Origin of the sequence: Mycobacterium simiae, from assembly GCF_008370645.1 — a bacterium.
GTDB lineage: Bacteria > Actinomycetota > Actinomycetes > Mycobacteriales > Mycobacteriaceae > Mycobacterium > Mycobacterium simiae_A.
This window is the reverse complement of record NZ_VTZN01000109.1, coordinates 1-18,647: the sequence shown is the minus strand read 5'-3', so window position 1 is coordinate 18,647 and position 18,647 is coordinate 1. Positions and strand designations below refer to the sequence as shown.

Genomic DNA, 18,647 nt, shown 5'->3' with positions numbered 1-18,647 from the left:
TTTAGCAGAAAAGGGTTTTCGGGTTCTTTACTACGACGCGTTCGGTCACGGACGGTCTGACCGGCCGGCGATACGCTATCGGCTAGACGTATTTATCCGGCAGCTGGACCAACTGACCGCCAAGCTTGGCATTGATGCTATGCATCTGATCGGCTGGTCGCTGGGCGCCGCGATCAGCACAGCTTTCGCCGCCCAGCATCCCGGTCGGGTCAGCAGCCTTACGCTAATTTCGCCAGCATTGTTTATGTCCCGCTCACGTATGTCGCAGATGTTGCTGCGGGTGCCTGGCTCAAGCGCGCTAGTGGCCCGGCGCATCGGTCGTATCGCAGACCGCGTGGATTTTGATCTGAGCCGTCCCGAGCGATTCCCCGATTTGGCGGCGCGGGTGCGGGAACAGATGAGCTTTCCCGGCTTTCAGCGGGCTGTTGCCTCGGCATTGGTCAACTTCCCCCGCACACCTCCCCGGCGATGGATTGCCGCCGGCCAACATGTTCGTCCGGTGCTCGTGGTGTGGGGTGATGACGATCCGGTGACGCCCATTGCGGCCGCGGCGCAGGTGCTGGCAGTGTTTCCGCGAGCGACACTGCGCCGGATCAAAGGTGCGCGGCACGCAGCTCATCTCGACCATGCCGAGATCGTGCACCCAGCGATCATCGACCACCTCAACGATTGCGCGTAGCTAACCGGTGCGGCGGTCTGACGGAGCATGTGGTCGTCGGCCTGCCGAAGAGGCCCGCGCCGCGGCGCACGCGCGTCCCGTCCTACCGGTCGAGCCGGCGGACGTCCCGTGCGTCAGCCAACCGTGAACGCACGAGTCGTTCCGGTGAACGCCCGGAGCGTGCCGTCGCGGTCGCGCGCCGCGCCATGGTGGACGATGCGGTATCGCCCGGGCGTGGCGTCGCCGGGAATGTCCCAGCCGATGGTGACACGCGAGCCGCCTTTGCCTTGTCGCTGCCAGCGAAACGTCGTCGCCCAGTCGCCGTCGTCGGCAATTCGCACCCATTGGCCGCCTTCGTGGCGGACCACCTCGAGGTAGGTGCGGTTTCGGTGCAAATCGTTGTTCGGTAGCGCGCTGACAAATACGGCCGCTACCACCTGGCCGGGCCGGTAGGTCGCGGCCGGCTCGGTGACCACCGTTCCGAATGAACCGGCGTCGGCGGGGGCCGCGCGCAGCCAGCTGCGTGGTTCGCTGGGCTGCGGGGCACGGCTGGGCGGCGCGGGACGGCCGTCTCGCATCGCCTCGGCGAGTCCGGCCACTGCTTGCATGAGCGCCGGCAATTCCCATCGACCAAACAGCGTGCTGCCGCCCTCGTAGCGCTGTTCCAGATACTCCTCGGGCGTGGTCACGTAGTGGATGTAGGCATTGCTGTAGCCCACGCAGAGCACGTCGGCCAGGTCGGCGCCGACGATCGAAGCCACCGTGCGACGCAACCGCAGCCCCGAGACAATGCTTGGTTCGCCCGGGATGCCAATCAGATACAGGCGCCCGATGCGCACCAGGTGCACGGGAACGATTTCCTGGACGAAGGGCGACAGCCGGTTCACCAAATGGGCGGGCACCACGATGCCCTTGGGGGCGTGCCCCGCCCGCACGGCTGCGGCGAACCGGTAAATGGCACGGGATATTCTGTCCCAGAACGGGTTTCGACCTTGGCGGAAGCCGGGGAACCCCTCGCCCTCGTCGGTGCCCGCCATCATCGAGGCGGCAATCATCGGGCGCCCGGTGCGGTGCTCTTGACCATCGGGCGTGTACTCGCCACGGACGAGGACAGCGCCGAGGTCGACGTGGCTGAACCGGGCATCGATGCCAGCGCCGATCGGCGTCGCGCTGCTCAGCTGCCCGACAGCATCCTCGAATTGGCGCAACCCGATATCGCGGGTGTTCTCCAGCTCGCGGGGCGATCTGGACGCACCGGTGATGGGCCCGTCGACGTGCGGGCTCATGTCGCCTGCGTTGGTTTGTGCGAAGGCGGCGATGAAGTCGGGCTGACCGCAAAGGTAATCCGCGCCGCCGACCGTCCGCTCCCAGTGGTAGGCAGCGAAGCCCTTGTTGTCTCCGGAGATGAGGCGGTTGCGATTGGTCATGCTGGTGCCGTGGGTGGCGAAGAAATGGATTGCGCCAACGGTGTCCTCGCCGCGATCGATACGCACCAGCGTGGTGTGCGGGTCGATGCGGTTGGGGAAGAACGCCCTGTCGGCCGCCGGATTGCGGTCGAACGAGGATGGTGACCGATTGATGCTTGCGCCGTTCAATTCGCCGTGCGACAACGTCACTTGGGCCGGCGCCAGATCGGTGTGCGCGTGTTGCACCGATTCGACGATTCCGTCGACGATCGCCGCGCATGTCGCCGGCCTAAAACCGCTCGTCGACAGGTTGTACAGGAGGTGCCCGCAGTACCCACCGGGCGCGGCGTGTGTGTGCGTCGCCGTAATCAGCGTGTTCCGCGCCGAGTAGGTGTCGCCATACGACTTCGCCAGGCGGCGCAGCACTTCATCGGTCACGTTTTGCATGGGCACCGGCAGGTCGGTCACAACCAGCAGCAATCGCGCATTCCCGTCGTCAAAGACGAACGCGCGGGACCGGAGCCGAAGGTGAATACCGGCGGTGCGCTGATCGGTTTTCCCGTAGCCGAGCATGCCGCAATCCGCTGACTCACCGGTGATGTCGGCGATGCCGCGCCCCACAGAAAGCATTGCCTCATCCTCCACAACGGCAAATGTCGCGGCGGTCTCCGACGCGCTGTCCGCGACAACCACCTTATGCGCCGAGATTTTCGCTCCGCGACCAGTGTCGAACGTGAGCTGGCGGCGCGCTCGGGTCCGTCCGCGTCACTAGACTGACGAACGTGCTCATCGGTTCGCATGTCAGCCCACGGGATCCACTCGCCGCGGCCGCGGCCGAAGGCGCCGACGTGGTGCAGATTTTCCTCGGCAATCCGCAGAGCTGGAAGGCTCCGAAGCCGCGCGCGGATGCCGCCGCGCTGAAAGCGGCCGCCCTACCGGTGTACGTGCACGCGCCCTACTTGATCAACGTCGCGTCGGCGAACAATCGGGTGCGCATCCCGTCGCGCAAGATCTTGCAGCAGACCTGTGATGCCGCGGCCGACATCGGTGCCGCGGCGGTGATCGTGCACGGCGGCCATGTCGCCGCCGACAACGACCTCGACGATGGGTTCCAGCGCTGGCGTAAGGCGCTAGACCAGCTGCACACCGCGGTTCCGGTCTATCTCGAAAACACGGCGGGTGGCGATCACGCGATCGCTCGCCGCTTCGACACCATCGCCCGGCTCTGGGACATCATCGGCGACACCGGAATCGGCTTTTGCCTCGACACGTGCCACGCCTGGGCGGCCGGTGAGGCCCTGGTCGATGCCGTGGATCGGGTCAAGGCCATCACCGGCCGCATCGACCTGGTTCACTGCAACGATTCAAGGGATGCGGCGGGCTCCGGCGCCGACCGGCACGCTAACTTCGGCACCGGTCAGATCGATCCAGAGCTGCTGGTTGCTGTCGTGATGGCCGCCGGTGCGCCGGTTATCTGCGAAACCGCCGAGGAGGGGCGCAAGGATGACATCGCGTTCTTGCGGGAAAGAACAACCGGCTGAATTTAAAGCGTTTCCAACCCAGGTCTCGACGCCTACGGTTAACGCATGCTTCATCGAGTCGTCACGCTCTTCGGTGTCGTACTCGTGCTCGCCGGCTGCGTCCATCGGGGAGCACCGCCGCCGGCCGGCTTTGGGAATGGCACCAGCTTCCACAGCATCGAAGTTGGCGGAGTCGAACGCACCTACCGGCTGTACAAGCCCGCAGGATTGCCACCGTCGGCACCGCTGGTCGTCATGCTGCACGGCGGGTTCGGCAGCGCCAGACAGGCCGAAAGGTCTTATGACTGGGATGAATTGGCCGATTCGGAGAAGTTCGTCGTCGCCTATCCAGACGGCCTCCACCGGGCCTGGAATGCCAATGGCGGAGGTTGCTGCGGCCGGTCCGCACGCGAAGGCGTCGATGACGTCGCGTTCATCAGCGCGGCCATCGCTGACGTCTCCCGTAACGTCCGCATAGACCCCGCCAGGGTCTACGCCACCGGCATGAGCAACGGCGCCATCATGTCCTACACGCTGGCGTGCAATACCAACCTGTTCGCGGCGATCGGCCCCGTCTCCGGGACGCAGCTGGACCCCTGCCCGACCCCCCATCCCGTGTCGGTCATGCACATTCATGGCACCGGCGATCCGCTGGTGCGCTACTACGGCGGGCCCGGCGCGGGCATCGCCCGCATCAACGGTCCACCGGTCGAGCAGCTGAATGCTTTCTGGCGCAAGGTAGATCAGTGCGGCGCCCCGACAGCAACGACCAGCGGCAGGGTCACGACTTCGATCGCCGCATGCGCCGACCATCGCAGCGTCGTGCTGGTCACCCTCGATGACGGCGGCCACGAGTGGCCCTCCGTGGCTACCGAGACGCTGTGGGAATTCTTCGCAGCCCACCCTCGCTAAACGCCAACATTACGTCTCTTGTGCGGTTGTCGGAAAAATGTAACATCGTTGTCATGCCAGATACCCATGTCGTCACCAACCAGGTACCGCCCCTGGAGAACTACAACCCGGCCGCGTCGGCGGTGCTCACCGAGGCCCTGCTCCGTGAGGGCGGCCAATGGGGCATGGAAGAGGTCAATGAGGTTGGGGCGCTGTCCGGATCCAGCCAAGCCATCCGCTGGAGCGAGCTGGCCGACCGCAACCGGCCGACGCTGCATACTCACGACCGCTGTGGGCACCGTGTCGACGAGGTGGCATACGACCCGGCGTACCACGAGCTGATGCGCGCCGCGATCGGGCACGGCCTGCACGCCGCGCCGTGGAGCGATGACCGGCCGGGCAGCCATGTGGTGCGGGCCGCCAAGATGTCGGCCTGGAACTGCGAGCCGGGCCATGTCTGCCCGATCTCGATGACCTATGCCGTCGTGCCGGCGCTGCGCTACAACCCCGAGCTGGCAAAGGTTTACGAGCCGCTGCTGACCAGTCGTGCCTACGACCCGGAGCTGAAGCTGGCCACTACGAAGCCCGGCATCACCGCGGGCATGTCGATGACCGAGAAGCAGGGCGGGTCCGACGTGCGGGCCGGCACCACCCAGGCAAGCCCGAACGGCCCCAACGCTGACGGCACCTATAGCCTGACTGGACACAAGTGGTTCACCTCGGCACCGATGTGTGACATCTTCTTGGTGCTTGCGCAGGCGCCGGGTGGGCTGTCGTGCTTCATGTTGCCGCGGATACTCCCCGACGGCACCCGCAACCGGATGTTCGTGCAGCGCCTCAAGGACAAGCTCGGCAACCATGCCAACGCCTCCAGCGAGGTCGAATACGACGGCGCCACAGCGTGGCTGGTTGGCGAGGAGGGCCGCGGTGTCCCGACCATCATCGAGATGGTCAACCTCACCCGGCTGGATTGCGCACTCGGCAGCGCCACCAGCATGCGCACCGGTCTGACCCGCGCCATCCACCACGCCCAGCACCGAAAGGCCTTTGGCTCCTACCTGATTGACCAGCCGCTGATGCGCAACGTGCTGGCCGATCTGGCGGTGGAAGCCGAGGCCGCCACCATCGTGGCCATGCGGATGGCCGGCGCCACCGACAAAGCGGTGCGCGGCGACGAGACCGAGGCGCTGTTGCGCCGCATCGGGCTGGCCGCCAGCAAGTACTGGGTGTGCAAGCGTTCCACCCCGCACGCCGCCGAAGCGCTTGAGTGCTTGGGCGGCAACGGCTATGTCGAGGACTCCGGCATGCCGCGGCTGTACCGGGAGGCGCCGCTGATGGGCATCTGGGAAGGCTCGGGCAATGTCAGCGCACTGGATACGTTGCGCGCCATGGCAACTCGCCCCGAATGCGTCGAGGTGTTGTTCGACGAGTTGGCCCGCACTGCGGGCCAGGACCCCCGGCTGGACAGCCACGTCGAGCAGCTGCGGGAACAACTGGGCGACTTGGACACCATCCAATACCGGGCCCGCAAGGTCGCCGAGGACATCTGCCTGGCGCTGCAGGGGTCACTGTTGGTGCGGCATGGGCATCCTGCCGTCGCCGAGGCCTTTCTGGCCACCCGGCTCGGCGGGCAGTGGGGCGGGGCGTTCGGCACCATGCCGACTGGACTGGATCTGGCGCCCATCCTCGAGCGTGCTTTAGTCAAGGGATGACACGCGCCGGCGACGATGAGGTGGGGGCACGCTCCCCCGAGTGGGAGGTACCCTTACCCGCTTGCGGGGGAGAGCGGCGGTTATGACGCACGCGATCAGGCCGGTCGACTTCGACAACCTGAAGACCATGACGTACGAGGTCACCGATCGGGTCGCGCGGATCACTTTCAACCGGCCGGATAAGGGCAACGCGATTGTCGCCGACACTCCGCTGGAGCTCTCGGCGCTGGTGGAACGTGCCGATCTGGACCCGAATGTGCACGTCATCCTGGTGTCCGGCCGCGGCGAGGGCTTCTGCGCGGGTTTCGACTTGTCCGCGTATGCCGAAGGGTCGTCATCGGCCGGCGCTGACGGCGGGTATGGCGGCACGGTGCTGGACGGTAAGACCCAGGCCGTCAATCACCTGCCCAACCAGCCGTGGGATCCGATGATCGACTACCAGATGATGAGTCGGTTCGTGCGCGGCTTCTCCAGCCTGATGCATGCCGACAAGCCCACGGTGGTCAAGATCCACGGCTACTGCGTGGCCGGCGGCACCGACATCGCGTTGCACGCCGATCAGGTGATCGCTGCCGCCGACGCCAAGATCGGCTATCCGCCGACCCGGGTCTGGGGTGTGCCGGCGGCCGGTCTATGGGCACACCGGCTTGGTGACCAGCGCGCCAAGCGCCTGTTGCTCACCGGCGACTGCATCACCGGCGCGCAAGCCGCCGAATGGGGCCTCGCGGTGGAAGCACCGGATCCCCAGGACCTCGACGAACGCACCGAGCGGCTGGTGGCCCGGATCGCCGCGGTGCCGGTCAATCAGCTGATCATGGTCAAGCTGGCGCTGAATTCCGCTCTGCTGCAACAGGGTGTGGCCACCAGCAGGATGGTCAGCACGGTGTTCGACGGCGTTGCGCGGCACACGCCGGAGGGGCACGCCTTCGTGGCCGATGCGGTCGAGCACGGCTTCCGGGCGGCGGTACGCCACCGCGACGAGCCGTTCGGTGACTACGGCCGTCAGGCTTCCGGGGTGTAAGGCCGTGCCGACCATGACAGCCCGCTCGGTGGTGCTCAGCGTGCTACTAGGCGCGCACCCCGCGTGGGCCAGCGCCAGCGAACTGATAAGGCTGACAGCAGATTTCGGCATCAAGGAGACGACCTTGCGGGTGGCGCTGACCCGGATGGTCAGCGCTGGTGACCTGATCCGCACCGCCGACGGCTATCGGCTTTCGGACCGGTTGCTGGCCCGGCAGCGGCGACAGGACGAGGCGATGCGCCCGCGGGTACGGGCCTGGCGCGGGTACTGGCACATGGTTGTCGTCACCACCGTCGGCAACGATGCCAGGACCCGAGCTGCGCTGCGAACTACCATGCAGCACAAGCGGTTTGGCGAACTACGGGAAGGGGTGTGGCTGAGGCCGGACAACCTCGACCTAGAACTCAGCCCCGATATGCAGGCCTGGGTCCGGGTGCTCAAAGCGCGCGATGACATGCCCGCTGAGTTGGCGGCGCAACTGTGGGACCTATCTGGGTGGGTCGACGCCGGCCAACGCTTGCTGGACGAGATCGGTTCCGCGGCGGATGTTCCCGGGCGGTTCATAGTGGCCGCCGCGATGGTCCGTCAGTTGCTCACCGACCCAATTCTGCCCGGCGACCTGCTACCCGCCGACTGGCCGGGCGCCCGGCTGCGCGCCGCGTACCACGACTTCGCCAGCGAGCTGGCGAAAAGCCGCGACATGACCCAACTCCTGGAGGCGACATGAGTGATCTGGTTCGGGTAGAGCGCAACAATTCGGTGACCACGGTGATCATCAACCGGCCGGCGGCGCGCAACGCGGTGAACGGCCCGACGGCGGCCGCGCTGTACTCGGCGTTCGAGCAATTCGACCGTGACGACACCGCTTCGGTGGCCGTGTTGTGCGGTAACGGCGGAACCTTTTGCGCCGGGGCCGATTTGAAGGCTTTCGGTACACCGGAGGCTAATGCTGTACACCGGACAGGCCCGGGTCCGATGGGGCCGTCACGAATGACGTTGTCCAAACCGGTGATCGCTGCCGTCAGCGGTTACGCCGTTGCCGGCGGTCTGGAACTGGCGTTGTGGTGTGACTTAAGAGTGGCTGAGGAGGACGCCGTGTTCGGCGTGTTCTGCCGGCGCTGGGGAGTGCCACTTATCGACGGAGGCACGGTGCGGCTACCGCGGTTGATCGGACACAGCCGGGCGATGGACATGATCCTGACCGGGCGGGCGGTGGCGGCCGACGAGGCACTGGCGATCGGTTTGGCCAATCGGGTGGTGCCGAAGGGGCAGGCCCGACAAGCCGCCGAAGCGCTCGCGGCCGAGCTGGCCGCTCTGCCGCAACAGTGCCTGCGGTCGGATCGGCTATCGGCGTTGCATCAGTGGGGCCTGCCTGAGTCGGCGGCACTTGATCTGGAATTCGCGAGCATTTCCCGGGTTTCCGCCGAGGCCTTGCAGGGGGCTGGACGCTTTGCCGCGGGTGCCGGCCGTCACGGCGCGCCGGCCTAACGGTCAACTGCTCTTGTTGATGGTGTTGCCCGATCCGATGTTGTCGACCTTCGGGGCACCGTCTTTGTAGGTAATTGTGTTGTTGAGACCCAATACGCTGAGGCGTTGGTCGATCTTGTCGAAGGTGATCTTGTTGTCAGTTCCGCCGATAGTCACTGTCGTGCAGGTTCCGGTCACGGTCAGGGTGTTGTTAGAACCGGCCACATTCAACGATTTGCCCTCAGCGCAGTCCAGCGTGGTGGTCGTCCCGATCGATCCATAGGTCAGCGTGTCGCCGATCTCGATCGACGCGGTTGTGGTGGGGCCGCCCGACGTGCTCGGCGCCGCGGTGGCGCTGCTGGTGGTGGCAGGCTTTCCGGAGGTGGTGGTGGCTGCCGGGGGATTCGCTGTCGAACTGCATCCCACCAGGCCGATAGCCGCGACAACCACCGATGCCACCGCGATCGCCGACTGCCGCGGCGCACGGACATCAGCGCGCATGACCTTCCTCCCATCCTTTAGGGGCCTACGCGCTGGAGCCGGTTGACCATGCCCAGTTCGCGGCCGCGATCCCAGATGAACGGATCACCGTTCTTGAAGAACACCGTCTCATCCCAGCCGTAGACGGTGATGTCATTGATCACTGTGTCGGCAACGACGGTGTTGGACGAGCCCATCACCGTCACCGCCCAGCACGTTCCTTTGGCGGTGACGTAATTTTCCGTGCCATTGACGAACAGCGTGGAATCGTTGCAGTCCAATATCCGCTCGATGCCCTCCCCGGTCACATGGGTGTCGCCGTTTTTCGCGTGCGCTGCCGGCGGGGGGCCGGCTGGGATGGCGGCGATGGTGAGGACGCAGGTAGCCAGCGACCCGGCGACGGTTGTCCATTGCACCTGCGGGCCCCCTTCGTTGGGCGCGTGAACTGCACTCGATTGAGCTGTGCACCTAGCCTAAGGGCATGGCCTTGCGCGACGACAGCCTTCAGCACATTTGCGCGGCAGGGTCACTCAACGCACGACCCCGTCAACTAGAGTCGTTAGTTGACCTGGACTCCCACCTGCGTACGCAATGAAGGGCGATCGTCATGGCAGCTTCGCCGGAACCGCCGTTGGCGGCTGGGCGTCAGCGGGCCACCAAATCCGTGGCGCGCTCGGCCAAACTGAGCCGCGATGTGATCATCGACGGCGCCCTGACTTTTTTGGACCGGGAGGGTTGGGATTCGCTGACCATCAATGCGCTTGCGGCACAACTTGGGACCAAGGGGCCGTCGCTGTACAACCACGTCGACAGCCTCGAGGACCTGCGCCGCGCGGTGCGGATCCGCGTCATCGACGACCTCATTACGATGCTGAACAGAGTCGGCGAGGGTCGGGCCCGCGATGACGCGGTGCTGGTCATGGCCGGTGCCTACCGCAGCTATGCTCACCACCATCCCGGGCGGTACTCGGCGTTCACCCGGATGCCGTTGGGCGGTGACGACCCCGAGTACACCGCCGCGACCCGGAGCGCCGCCGCGCCGGTGATCGCCGTCCTGGCTTCCTTCGGCCTGGCTGGTGACGAGGCCTTCTATGCGGCACTTGAGTTTTGGTCGGCTATGCACGGGTTTGTGTTGTTGGAGATGACTGGTGTGATGGATGAGATCGACACCGACGCGGTGTTCTCCGACATGGTGCTGCGGTTGGTCGCGGGTATGGAGAAGCGCACCACGCAAGACGGTGCTGAGCGCGGCTGAAGCCCGCGGGAGACGACGGAGAGGGCCCAACGAGGCCCTGAGCAAGGGCCCTGAAAAAGGTCAAGCAACCCCGAACCGGTGCCGTCGGCCCGGTCCCCGTTCAGTTCGGGCACCGCTTTGACCTGCGTGACCGGCGACCGGTATTGTGGTTGCTCGTGCCTGGCGGCCTACAGCGCCTGACTTGAGGGCGTGGATGCCGGGCCAATTTGCATGTCCACGATGTCGCAGAGATGTCTTGGGCCGGCTAATTGAGTTCGGTGGCCGTCGCATCCGACACACCCGGCCGCGGGGTAAGGCTTTTTATTCCGTGGTGCGGCAAAACTGCAGTACAAAGACTTGACAACGAACGGGGCCCGCAGCGGGGTCAGCAACAGCAACACAGAAAGCCGGTAGATGCCAACCATTCAGCAGCTGGTCCGCAAGGGTCGTCGGGACAAGATCGGCAAGGTCAAGACCGCGGCTCTCAAGGGCAGCCCGCAGCGCCGTGGCGTATGCACTCGCGTGTACACCACCACTCCGAAGAAGCCCAACTCGGCGCTTCGGAAGGTTGCCCGGGTGAAGCTGACGAGTCAGGTTGAGGTCACCGCGTACATCCCCGGCGAGGGCCACAACTTGCAGGAGCACTCGATGGTGCTGGTGCGTGGCGGCCGGGTGAAGGACCTGCCCGGTGTGCGGTACAAGATCATCCGTGGTTCGCTCGACACCCAGGGTGTGAAGAACCGCAAGCAGGCCCGCAGCCGTTACGGCGCTAAGAAGGAGAAGAGCTGATGCCGCGCAAGGGGCCGGCGCCCAAGCGTCCATTGGTCAACGACCCTGTTTACGGGTCCCAGCTGGTCACGCAGCTGGTGAACAAAGTTCTGCTCAAGGGGAAGAAATCGCTGGCCGAGCGCATTGTTTACGGTGCGCTGGAGCAGGCTCGCGATAAGACCGGCACTGATCCTGTTATTACGCTCAAGCGCGCTCTTGACAACGTCAAACCGGCTCTGGAGGTGCGCAGCCGCCGTGTCGGCGGTGCGACCTATCAGGTGCCGGTCGAGGTGCGGCCGGACCGGTCGACCACACTGGCGCTGCGCTGGCTCGTCGGATTCTCGCGCCAGCGCCGGGAGAAGACCATGATCGAGCGTTTGGCAAACGAAATTCTGGATGCCAGCAATGGCCTCGGGGCTTCCGTCAAGCGGCGTGAAGACACCCACAAGATGGCCGAGGCCAACCGCGCGTTCGCACACTATCGCTGGTGACACCCCGGCGATCGAGCCTGGGCGCAACCGATAGCGAACCAACTAAGCAACCGAAAGAGTGGGAAGACTTCTGTGGCACAGAAGGACGTGCTGACTGACCTGAGCCGGGTCCGCAACTTCGGCATCATGGCGCACATCGATGCCGGTAAAACCACGACCACCGAGCGCATCCTGTACTACACCGGCATCAATTACAAGATCGGTGAGGTGCATGACGGCGCCGCGACGATGGACTGGATGGAGCAGGAGCAGGAGCGCGGTATCACCATCACCTCCGCCGCCACCACCACATTTTGGAAAGACAACCAGCTCAACATCATTGACACGCCCGGCCATGTTGATTTCACCGTCGAAGTGGAGCGCAACCTGCGGGTCCTCGACGGTGCGGTCGCCGTATTCGATGGCAAAGAGGGCGTCGAGCCGCAGTCCGAACAGGTCTGGCGGCAGGCCGACAAGTACGACGTCCCCCGGATCTGCTTTGTCAACAAGATGGACAAGATCGGCGCCGACTTCTACTTCTCGGTGCGCACCATGGAGGAGCGACTCGGTGCCAACGCGGTGCCGATCCAGCTGCCCATCGGCGCTGAGGCCGAGTTCGAAGGTGTCGTCGACCTGGTCGAGATGAACGCCAAGGTGTGGCGCGGTGAGACCAAGTTAGGCGAGACCTACGCCACCGTCGAAATCCCGGCCGATCTGGCCGAAAAGGCGGAGGAATACCGTACCAAGCTGATCGAGACCGTCGCAGAGTCTGACGAGGCGTTGCTGGAGAAGTACCTCGGTGGCGAGGAACTCAGCATCGACGAGATCAAGGCCGGAATCCGCAAGCTGACCATCTCCAGCCAGATCTACCCGGTGCTGTGCGGCAGCGCCTTCAAGAACAAGGGCGTGCAGCCCATGCTGGATGCCGTCGTCGACTACCTGCCCTCGCCGCTGGACGTTCCTCCGGCCATCGGCCACGCTCCCGGCAAGGAGGACGAGGAGGTGGTACGCAACGCCACCACCACCGAGCCGTTCGCTGCGCTTGCCTTCAAGATCGCCACCCACCCGTTCTTCGGCAAGCTCACCTACATCCGGGTTTACTCGGGCACCGTCGAGTCGGGCAGCCAGGTCATCAACGCCACCAAGGGTAAAAAGGAGCGGCTGGGCAAGCTGTTCCAAATGCACTCCAACAAGGAAAACCCCGTCGAACGAGCCAGCGCGGGCCACATCTACGCGGTGATCGGCCTCAAGGACACCACCACCGGTGACACGCTGGCCGACCCGAACAACCAAGTCGTGCTGGAGTCGATGACCTTTCCCGACCCCGTCATCGAGGTGGCCATCGAGCCCAAGACCAAGAGCGATCAGGAGAAACTGAGCCTGTCGATCCAGAAGCTCGCCGAAGAGGACCCGACCTTCAAAGTCCACCTCGATCAGGAAACCGGCCAGACGGTGATCGGCGGCATGGGCGAGCTGCACCTGGACATCCTGGTGGACCGCATGCGCCGGGAATTCAAGGTCGAGGCCAACGTCGGCAAGCCGCAGGTGGCGTACAAGGAGACCATCCGGCGCGTGGTGGACACCGTCGAGTACACCCACAAGAAGCAGACCGGTGGCTCGGGCCAGTTCGCCAAGGTGATTATCAAACTTGAGCCGTTTACCGGCGACGACGGTGCCACCTACGAGTTCGAGAACAAGGTCACCGGTGGGCGCATCCCGCGCGAATACATCCCCTCGGTGGACGCCGGCGCGCAAGACGCCATGCAATACGGTGTGTTGGCCGGCTACCCGCTGGTCAATCTGAAGGTCACTTTGCTCGACGGCGCCTACCACGACGTCGACTCGTCGGAAATGGCCTTCAAAATCGCCGGTTCGCAGGTGTTGAAGAAGGCGGCGGCCCAGGCGCAGCCGGTCATCCTGGAGCCGATCATGGCCGTCGAGGTCACCACGCCCGAAACCTACATGGGTGATGTGATCGGCGACCTGAACTCTCGCCGTGGTCAGATTCAGGCCATGGAGGAGCGGGGCGGTTCGCGCGTCGTCAAGGCGCATGTGCCGCTGTCGGAGATGTTCGGCTATGTCGGCGACCTGCGGTCCAAGACTCAAGGCCGGGCGAACTACTCCATGGTGTTCGACTCCTACGCCGAAGTGCCGGTGAACGTGTCGAAGGAAATTATCGCGAAGGCGACGGGCGAGTAAGCTGGCCCGGTCACTAACCGCGGCATCACTGTAAAAACAACAACACTGCTTTTATAAGCACCAACAGTCCAGGAGGACACAGAAGTGGCGAAGGCGAAGTTCCAGCGGACCAAGCCCCACGTCAACATCGGGACCATCGGTCACGTTGACCACGGCAAGACAACCCTGACCGCGGCTATCACCAAGGTCCTGCACGACAAGTTCCCGGACTTAAATGAGTCGAAGGCGTTCGACCAGATCGACAACGCCCCCGAGGAGCGCCAGCGCGGTATCACGATCAACATCGCGCACGTGGAGTACCAGACCCAGAAGCGCCACTACGCCCACGTCGACGCGCCGGGTCACGCAGACTACATCAAGAACATGATCACCGGCGCCGCCCAGATGGACGGCGCGATTCTGGTGGTCGCAGCTACCGACGGCCCGATGCCGCAGACCCGCGAGCACGTGCTGCTGGCCCGTCAGGTGGGTGTGCCCTACATCCTGGTGGCGCTGAACAAGGCCGACGCTGTTGACGACGAGGAGCTGCTCGAACTCGTCGAGATGGAGGTCCGGGAACTGCTGGCGGCCCAGGAGTTCGACGAGGAAGCCCCCGTGGTCCGAGTATCCGCGCTGAAGGCGCTGGAGGGCGACGCCAAGTGGGTCCAATCCGTCGAGGAGTTGATGGATGCGGTCGACGAGTCGATTCCGGACCCGGTCCGCGAGACCGACAAGCCGTTCCTGATGCCCGTCGAGGACGTGTTCACCATCACCGGCCGTGGCACCGTGGTCACCGGTCGGGTGGAGCGCGGCGTGGTCAACGTGAACGAGGAAGTCGAGATCGTCGGCATCCGCCCGACCACCACCAAGACCACCGTCACTGGTGTGGAAATGTTCCGCAAACTGCTTGACCAGGGACAGGCCGGTGACAACGTTGGTCTGCTGCTGCGTGGTGTCAAGCGTGAGGACGTCGAGCGCGGTCAGGTCGTCATCAAGCCCGGCACCACCACCCCGCACACCGAGTTCGAGGGCCAGGTCTACATCCTGTCCAAGGACGAGGGTGGCCGCCACACGCCGTTCTTCAACAACTACCGTCCGCAGTTCTACTTCCGCACCACCGACGTGACCGGTGTGGTGACGCTGCCGGAGGGCACCGAGATGGTGATGCCCGGGGACAACACCAACATCTCGGTGAAGCTGATCCAGCCGGTCGCCATGGACGAAGGTCTGCGGTTCGCGATCCGTGAAGGTGGCCGCACCGTCGGCGCCGGCCGGGTCACCAAGATCATCAAATAGTCGCTCCCGGAGCTTCGCCAGGCCCGGATTGCCCTCGCGGCAGTCCGGGCCCTGGTTTGTGTTGGCCTGGCGTCACCGCCGCCTTGGACCGCAATATGTGATCGGTAGCGCCGGCGTCGGGGTTAGTCTGACACGACCTATCGAGCACCTGGCAGGAGACGTGAGGAGCAGGCAGATGCTGGCGCGCTACATCAAGATGCAGTTGTTGGTGCTGTTGTTCGGTGGCCTGGTAGGGCCCATTTTCCTGGTGGTTTACTTCACCCTTGGGCTGGGCAGCTTGATGTCGTGGATGTTCTACGTCGGCTTGCTCATCACGGTGGCTGACGTGCTTATCGCGCTGGCATTGACCAACTGGGGGGCCAAGACGGCGGCCAAGACGGAGTTTCTCGAACAGCAGGGCGTACTTGCGCTTGCGCAAATCACCGGCCTCACCGAAACGGGCACTCGGATCAACGAACAACCGGTGGTGAAAGTGCACCTACATATCTCGGGTCCCGGAATCGCTCCATTCGACAGTGAAGACCGGGTGATCGCCAGCGTGACCCGACTCGGCAACCTCACCGCACGCAAACTCGTCGTCCTGGTCGACCCACATACGCAGCAATATCTGATCGATTGGGAGCGAAGCGCTTTAGTCAACGGCCTGGTCCCCGCCCAGTTCACCGTGGCCGAAGACAACCGGACCTACGACCTGAGTGGTCAGGCCGGCCCATTGATGGAGATCCTGCAGATCCTCAAGGCCAATAGCATCCCGCTTAACCGGATGGTCGACATCCGCTCGAACCCGGGTCTGCGCCAGCAGATCCAAGCCGTCGTGCGGCGGGCGGCCCAGCAGCAGACACCAGGGTCGCAGCCGATCGTCGACGCCAAGGCCTCGATCGGCGAGCGTCTGCAGGAGCTGGAGGCGCTGCGCGCCAGCGGCGTGGTGAACGATCAGGAGTACGCCAGCAGGCGCGCCCAGATCATCGCCGAAATCTGAGGCTGCGGGCGCGGCCCGAGGCGAGTTAGAACACGTTCCAATTCCGCTGCTAGCCTGACAGGCGGCGAAAGGGGTGCACGTGGCTGGATCGCTGCAAGGACGAGTCGCGTTTGTCACCGGCGCTGCTCGTGCCCAGGGACGGTCGCACGCAGTGCGGCTAGCCCGGGAGGGCGCCGACATCATTGCGCTGGACATCTGTGCGCCGGTGTCCGACAGCATCACCTACCCGCCGGCGGCTCGCGCGGAGCTCAACGAAACTGCCCAGGCGGTCGAGGCCGAGGGGCGTAAGGTGCTAGCGCGCGAGGCAGACATCCGCGACGGGGCGGCGCTGCGGCAGCTGGTGGCCGACGGGATCGAGCAGTTCGGCCGGCTCGACGTCCTGGTGGCCAATGCCGGGGTGCTGGGCTGGGGCCGGCTGTGGGAACTCACCGACGAGCAGTGGGACACCGTCATCGGAGTCAACTTGACGGGCACCTGGCGGACCCTGCGAGCTGCGGTGCCGGCGATGATCGAGGCCGGCAACGGAGGCTCGATCGTGGTCGTCAGCTCGTCGGCGGGTCTGAAGGCCACACCGGGCAACGGCCATTACGCGGCCAGCAAGCACGGACTGACCGCGCTGACCAACACACTGGCGCTCGAACTCGGCGAATTCGGTATCCGGGTCAACTCTATCCATCCATATTCCGTCGACAGCCCGATGATCGAACCGGAAGCGATGATGCAGATATTTGCCAAGCACAGTAGCTATGTGCACAGTTTCCCGCCGATGCCGTTGCAGCCCAGGGGATTTATGACACCAAACGAGGTGTCCGATGTGGTGGTATGGTTAGCGGGAAACGGCTCCGGCGCGCTGACCGGAACGCAGATTCCGGTCGACAAGGGCGCCTTGAAGTATTGACGCGCCATCGTGTATGAACTGCAGGTGACCAGTAGCGAGGCCGGCGACAACGGAAACAACGGCACCGAAGGAATCGTGATCGTCGGCGGCGGGCTGGCTGCCGCTCGGACCGCCGAGCAGCTGCGTCGCGCTGGCTATGCGGGTCGCCTCACGATCGTCAGCGACGAGGTACACCTGCCCTACGACCGGCCACCGTTGTCCAAAGAGGTGCTGCGCAGCGAAGTCGACGATGTGGCCCTCAAACCGCGCGAGTGGTACGACGAAAAGGACATCACGCTACGACTCGGTTCGGCGGCCACGGGTCTCGACCCCGCGGCGCAGACGCTGACCCTGGCCGACACCAGCGTGCTGGGTTACGACGAGCTCGTCATCGCCACCGGCCTGGTGCCCAGGCGCATTCCCACCTTCCCCGATCTGGACGGCATTCGGGTCCTGCGGTCCTACGACGAATGCATGGCGCTGCGCACCCACGCGGCGGCCGCAAAGCATGCGGTGGTTATCGGGGCCGGCTTCATCGGCTGTGAGGTGGCGGCCAGCCTGCGCGGCCTCGGTGTGCACGTGGTGCTCGTCGAGCCGCAACCGACACCGCTGGCCTCGGTACTGGGCCAGCAGATCGGCCAGCTGGTGGCGCGCCTGCATCGCGACGAGGGTGTCGACGTGCGCACCGGCCTTGGCGTGGCCGAGGTCCGCGGCGAAGGCCATGTCGACACGGTGGTGCTGACCGACGGCACGGAACTCAACGCGGATCTGGTGGTAGTCGGCATCGGATCGCACCCGGCCACCGACTGGCTGAACGGCAGCGGCATCAAGGTCGACAACGGTGTGGTCTGCGACGAAGCCGGACGCACCAGCGCGCCGAACGTGTGGGCGCTCGGCGATGTTGCCTCCTGGCGCGATCCAGTGGGACACCAAGTGCGCGTTGAACATTGGAGCAATGTTGCCGATCAGGCGCGCGTCATCGTGCCCGCGCTGCTAGGCCACCAAACGCCGTCCACCGTGGTGGTCCCGTATTTCTGGAGCGACCAGTACGACGTCAAGATCCAGTGTCTGGGTGAGCCGCACGCCACTGACACCGTCCATGTGGTCGAGGACGATGGCCGCAGGTTCCTGGCCTACTACGAACGCGACGGTGTGCTGGTCGGCGTGGTCGGCGGCGGGTTGCCCGGCAAGGTCATGAAGGTCCGCGCCAAGATCGCCGCCGGCGCGCCGATCGCCGAAGTGCTGGAATCATCGGATGCCGGGTGAGTCACGTTCATCCCATTCTGGTCAGCAACTCGGTGACGTGAAGTTCTCTTCCTGAAGATGCGCCCGCCTCCGCCGCCGCGTCGAGGCTGCTCATCCAGAGACTTCCGAGCGTTGACCTGGGTGAGACTCCTCACCACGGGCAATGGGAATTCAAGCAGCACCAACGCGGGCTCGTGGAATGCGGGCAACATGGACAGTTGACGATCACCCCGCAGTGCTTGCGTGGCGCCAACCCGGTCGAATTTGTGCATCGTTGCCAGATCGGCAAATCGGGCCTACCGAGCCAGTCCTGTGTTGAAAAGCGGATGTTGACGCTGGCGTCGTCGTAGCATTGTGGCGCATTACTACGTTTCCATGTCAGGCTCACGTCTCCTCGGGCGCCGGTCGGCGAAAAGAGGTGGGAGGTCAACGATGGCGAATTTTG

General features: G+C 64.8%; 18 protein-coding genes. 15 read left to right on the top strand and 3 right to left on the bottom strand.

Features of this window, described 5'->3' with window-relative positions; all coding sequences use genetic code 11:
* A partial coding sequence (locus F0Q45_RS16875) for an alpha/beta fold hydrolase (protein ID WP_149655030.1) occupies positions 1 to 679 on the top strand: 679 nt, incomplete at its 5' end.
* Between the two features lie 113 nt (positions 680 to 792).
* Here the strand turns inward: F0Q45_RS16875 and F0Q45_RS16870 are convergent.
* On the bottom strand, positions 793 to 2,694 hold the full coding sequence (locus F0Q45_RS16870) for a neutral ceramidase (protein ID WP_149655029.1): 1,902 nt from the start codon (positions 2,692 to 2,694) through the stop codon (positions 793 to 795).
* Between the two features lie 152 nt (positions 2,695 to 2,846).
* Here F0Q45_RS16870 and F0Q45_RS16865 point away from each other — a divergent pair, with 152 nt between their 5' ends.
* The 6 genes from F0Q45_RS16865 to F0Q45_RS16840 all read left to right on the top strand — a co-directional run bounded on the left by F0Q45_RS16865 (position 2,847) and on the right by F0Q45_RS16840 (position 8,696).
* Positions 2,847 to 3,605: a deoxyribonuclease IV gene (locus F0Q45_RS16865; RefSeq protein ID WP_149655028.1), complete on the top strand. Its 759-nt coding sequence runs from the start codon at positions 2,847 to 2,849 to the stop codon at positions 3,603 to 3,605.
* 45 nt (positions 3,606 to 3,650) lie between these two features.
* Entirely contained in the window at positions 3,651 to 4,496 is an 846-nt protein-coding gene (locus tag F0Q45_RS16860) for an extracellular catalytic domain type 1 short-chain-length polyhydroxyalkanoate depolymerase (RefSeq protein ID WP_149655027.1), read from the top strand.
* A gap of 53 nt (positions 4,497 to 4,549) precedes the next feature.
* Positions 4,550 to 6,187 (top strand): acyl-CoA dehydrogenase family protein, encoded by a 1,638-nt coding sequence (locus tag F0Q45_RS16855; protein ID WP_149655026.1) that lies wholly within the window; start codon positions 4,550 to 4,552, stop codon positions 6,185 to 6,187.
* 82 nt (positions 6,188 to 6,269) lie between these two features.
* Positions 6,270 to 7,208 carry a crotonase/enoyl-CoA hydratase family protein gene (locus F0Q45_RS16850; RefSeq protein ID WP_149655025.1) on the top strand — a complete coding sequence of 313 codons (939 nt, stop codon included), beginning with the start codon at positions 6,270 to 6,272 and terminating at the stop codon, positions 7,206 to 7,208.
* Positions 7,209 to 7,212: 4 nt separating this feature from the next.
* The gene (locus tag F0Q45_RS16845) at positions 7,213 to 7,935 is read left to right on the top strand and encodes a PaaX family transcriptional regulator C-terminal domain-containing protein (protein ID WP_149655024.1); all 723 of its coding nucleotides are present in this window, start codon (positions 7,213 to 7,215) and stop codon (positions 7,933 to 7,935) included.
* On the top strand, positions 7,932 to 8,696 hold the full coding sequence (locus F0Q45_RS16840) for a crotonase/enoyl-CoA hydratase family protein (RefSeq protein WP_149655023.1): 765 nt from the start codon (positions 7,932 to 7,934) through the stop codon (positions 8,694 to 8,696). The genes F0Q45_RS16845 and F0Q45_RS16840 overlap by 4 nt, the downstream gene beginning before the upstream one ends.
* A gap of 3 nt (positions 8,697 to 8,699) precedes the next feature.
* On the opposite strand, the gene F0Q45_RS16835 is transcribed toward F0Q45_RS16840, so the two are convergent.
* Positions 8,700 to 9,176, bottom strand: a complete 477-nt coding sequence (locus F0Q45_RS16835) for a DUF3060 domain-containing protein (RefSeq protein WP_149655022.1) — start codon at positions 9,174 to 9,176, stop codon at positions 8,700 to 8,702.
* Between the two features lie 17 nt (positions 9,177 to 9,193).
* The gene (locus F0Q45_RS16830; protein ID WP_149655021.1) at positions 9,194 to 9,571 is read right to left on the bottom strand and encodes a DUF3060 domain-containing protein; all 378 of its coding nucleotides are present in this window, start codon (positions 9,569 to 9,571) and stop codon (positions 9,194 to 9,196) included.
* A gap of 248 nt (positions 9,572 to 9,819) precedes the next feature.
* Between F0Q45_RS16830 and F0Q45_RS16825 the strand changes: the two genes are divergently transcribed.
* The 8 genes from F0Q45_RS16825 to F0Q45_RS16790 all read left to right on the top strand — a co-directional run bounded on the left by F0Q45_RS16825 (position 9,820) and on the right by F0Q45_RS16790 (position 18,223).
* Positions 9,820 to 10,410, top strand: a complete 591-nt coding sequence (locus F0Q45_RS16825; RefSeq protein ID WP_149655031.1) for a TetR/AcrR family transcriptional regulator — start codon at positions 9,820 to 9,822, stop codon at positions 10,408 to 10,410.
* Positions 10,411 to 10,803: 393 nt separating this feature from the next.
* On the top strand, positions 10,804 to 11,178 hold the full coding sequence (gene rpsL / locus F0Q45_RS16820) for a 30S ribosomal protein S12 (RefSeq protein WP_003879423.1): 375 nt from the start codon (positions 10,804 to 10,806) through the stop codon (positions 11,176 to 11,178).
* Entirely contained in the window at positions 11,178 to 11,648 is a 471-nt protein-coding gene (gene rpsG, locus F0Q45_RS16815) for a 30S ribosomal protein S7 (RefSeq protein WP_149655020.1), read from the top strand. Before rpsL ends, rpsG begins: the two co-directional genes overlap by 1 nt.
* A 72-nt stretch (positions 11,649 to 11,720) precedes the next feature.
* Entirely contained in the window at positions 11,721 to 13,826 is a 2,106-nt protein-coding gene (fusA, locus tag F0Q45_RS16810; RefSeq protein WP_149655019.1) for an elongation factor G, read from the top strand.
* Between the two features lie 84 nt (positions 13,827 to 13,910).
* A complete protein-coding gene (gene tuf, locus F0Q45_RS16805) occupies positions 13,911 to 15,101 on the top strand; it encodes an elongation factor Tu (protein ID WP_149655018.1) in 1,191 nt (396 codons plus the stop codon).
* A 175-nt stretch (positions 15,102 to 15,276) separates the two neighbouring features.
* Entirely contained in the window at positions 15,277 to 16,080 is an 804-nt protein-coding gene (locus F0Q45_RS16800; protein WP_149655017.1) for an SHOCT domain-containing protein, read from the top strand.
* A gap of 79 nt (positions 16,081 to 16,159) precedes the next feature.
* Positions 16,160 to 16,978, top strand: a complete 819-nt coding sequence (locus tag F0Q45_RS16795; RefSeq protein WP_149655016.1) for a mycofactocin-coupled SDR family oxidoreductase — start codon at positions 16,160 to 16,162, stop codon at positions 16,976 to 16,978.
* A gap of 24 nt (positions 16,979 to 17,002) precedes the next feature.
* Positions 17,003 to 18,223 (top strand): NAD(P)/FAD-dependent oxidoreductase, encoded by a 1,221-nt coding sequence (locus tag F0Q45_RS16790; RefSeq protein WP_149655015.1) that lies wholly within the window; start codon positions 17,003 to 17,005, stop codon positions 18,221 to 18,223.
* The last annotated feature ends 424 nt before the right edge of the window (positions 18,224 to 18,647 follow it).

Excerpts from the sequence above, each read along its gene's own strand:
- F0Q45_RS16870 (WP_149655029.1), bottom strand. The coding sequence starts at position 2,694 with ATGCTTTCTGTGGGGCGCGGCATCGCCGACATCACCGGTGAGTCAGCG.
- F0Q45_RS16860 (WP_149655027.1), top strand. The coding sequence starts at position 3,651 with ATGCTTCATCGAGTCGTCACGCTCTTCGGTGTCGTACTCGTGCTCGCC.
- F0Q45_RS16855 (WP_149655026.1), top strand. The coding sequence starts at position 4,550 with ATGCCAGATACCCATGTCGTCACCAACCAGGTACCGCCCCTGGAGAAC.
- F0Q45_RS16850 (WP_149655025.1), top strand. The coding sequence starts at position 6,270 with ATGACGCACGCGATCAGGCCGGTCGACTTCGACAACCTGAAGACCATG.
- F0Q45_RS16840 (WP_149655023.1), top strand. The coding sequence starts at position 7,932 with ATGAGTGATCTGGTTCGGGTAGAGCGCAACAATTCGGTGACCACGGTG.
- F0Q45_RS16835 (WP_149655022.1), bottom strand. The coding sequence starts at position 9,176 with ATGCGCGCTGATGTCCGTGCGCCGCGGCAGTCGGCGATCGCGGTGGCA.
- rpsL (WP_003879423.1), top strand. The coding sequence starts at position 10,804 with ATGCCAACCATTCAGCAGCTGGTCCGCAAGGGTCGTCGGGACAAGATC.
- rpsG (WP_149655020.1), top strand. The coding sequence starts at position 11,178 with ATGCCGCGCAAGGGGCCGGCGCCCAAGCGTCCATTGGTCAACGACCCT.
- F0Q45_RS16800 (WP_149655017.1), top strand. The coding sequence starts at position 15,277 with ATGCTGGCGCGCTACATCAAGATGCAGTTGTTGGTGCTGTTGTTCGGT.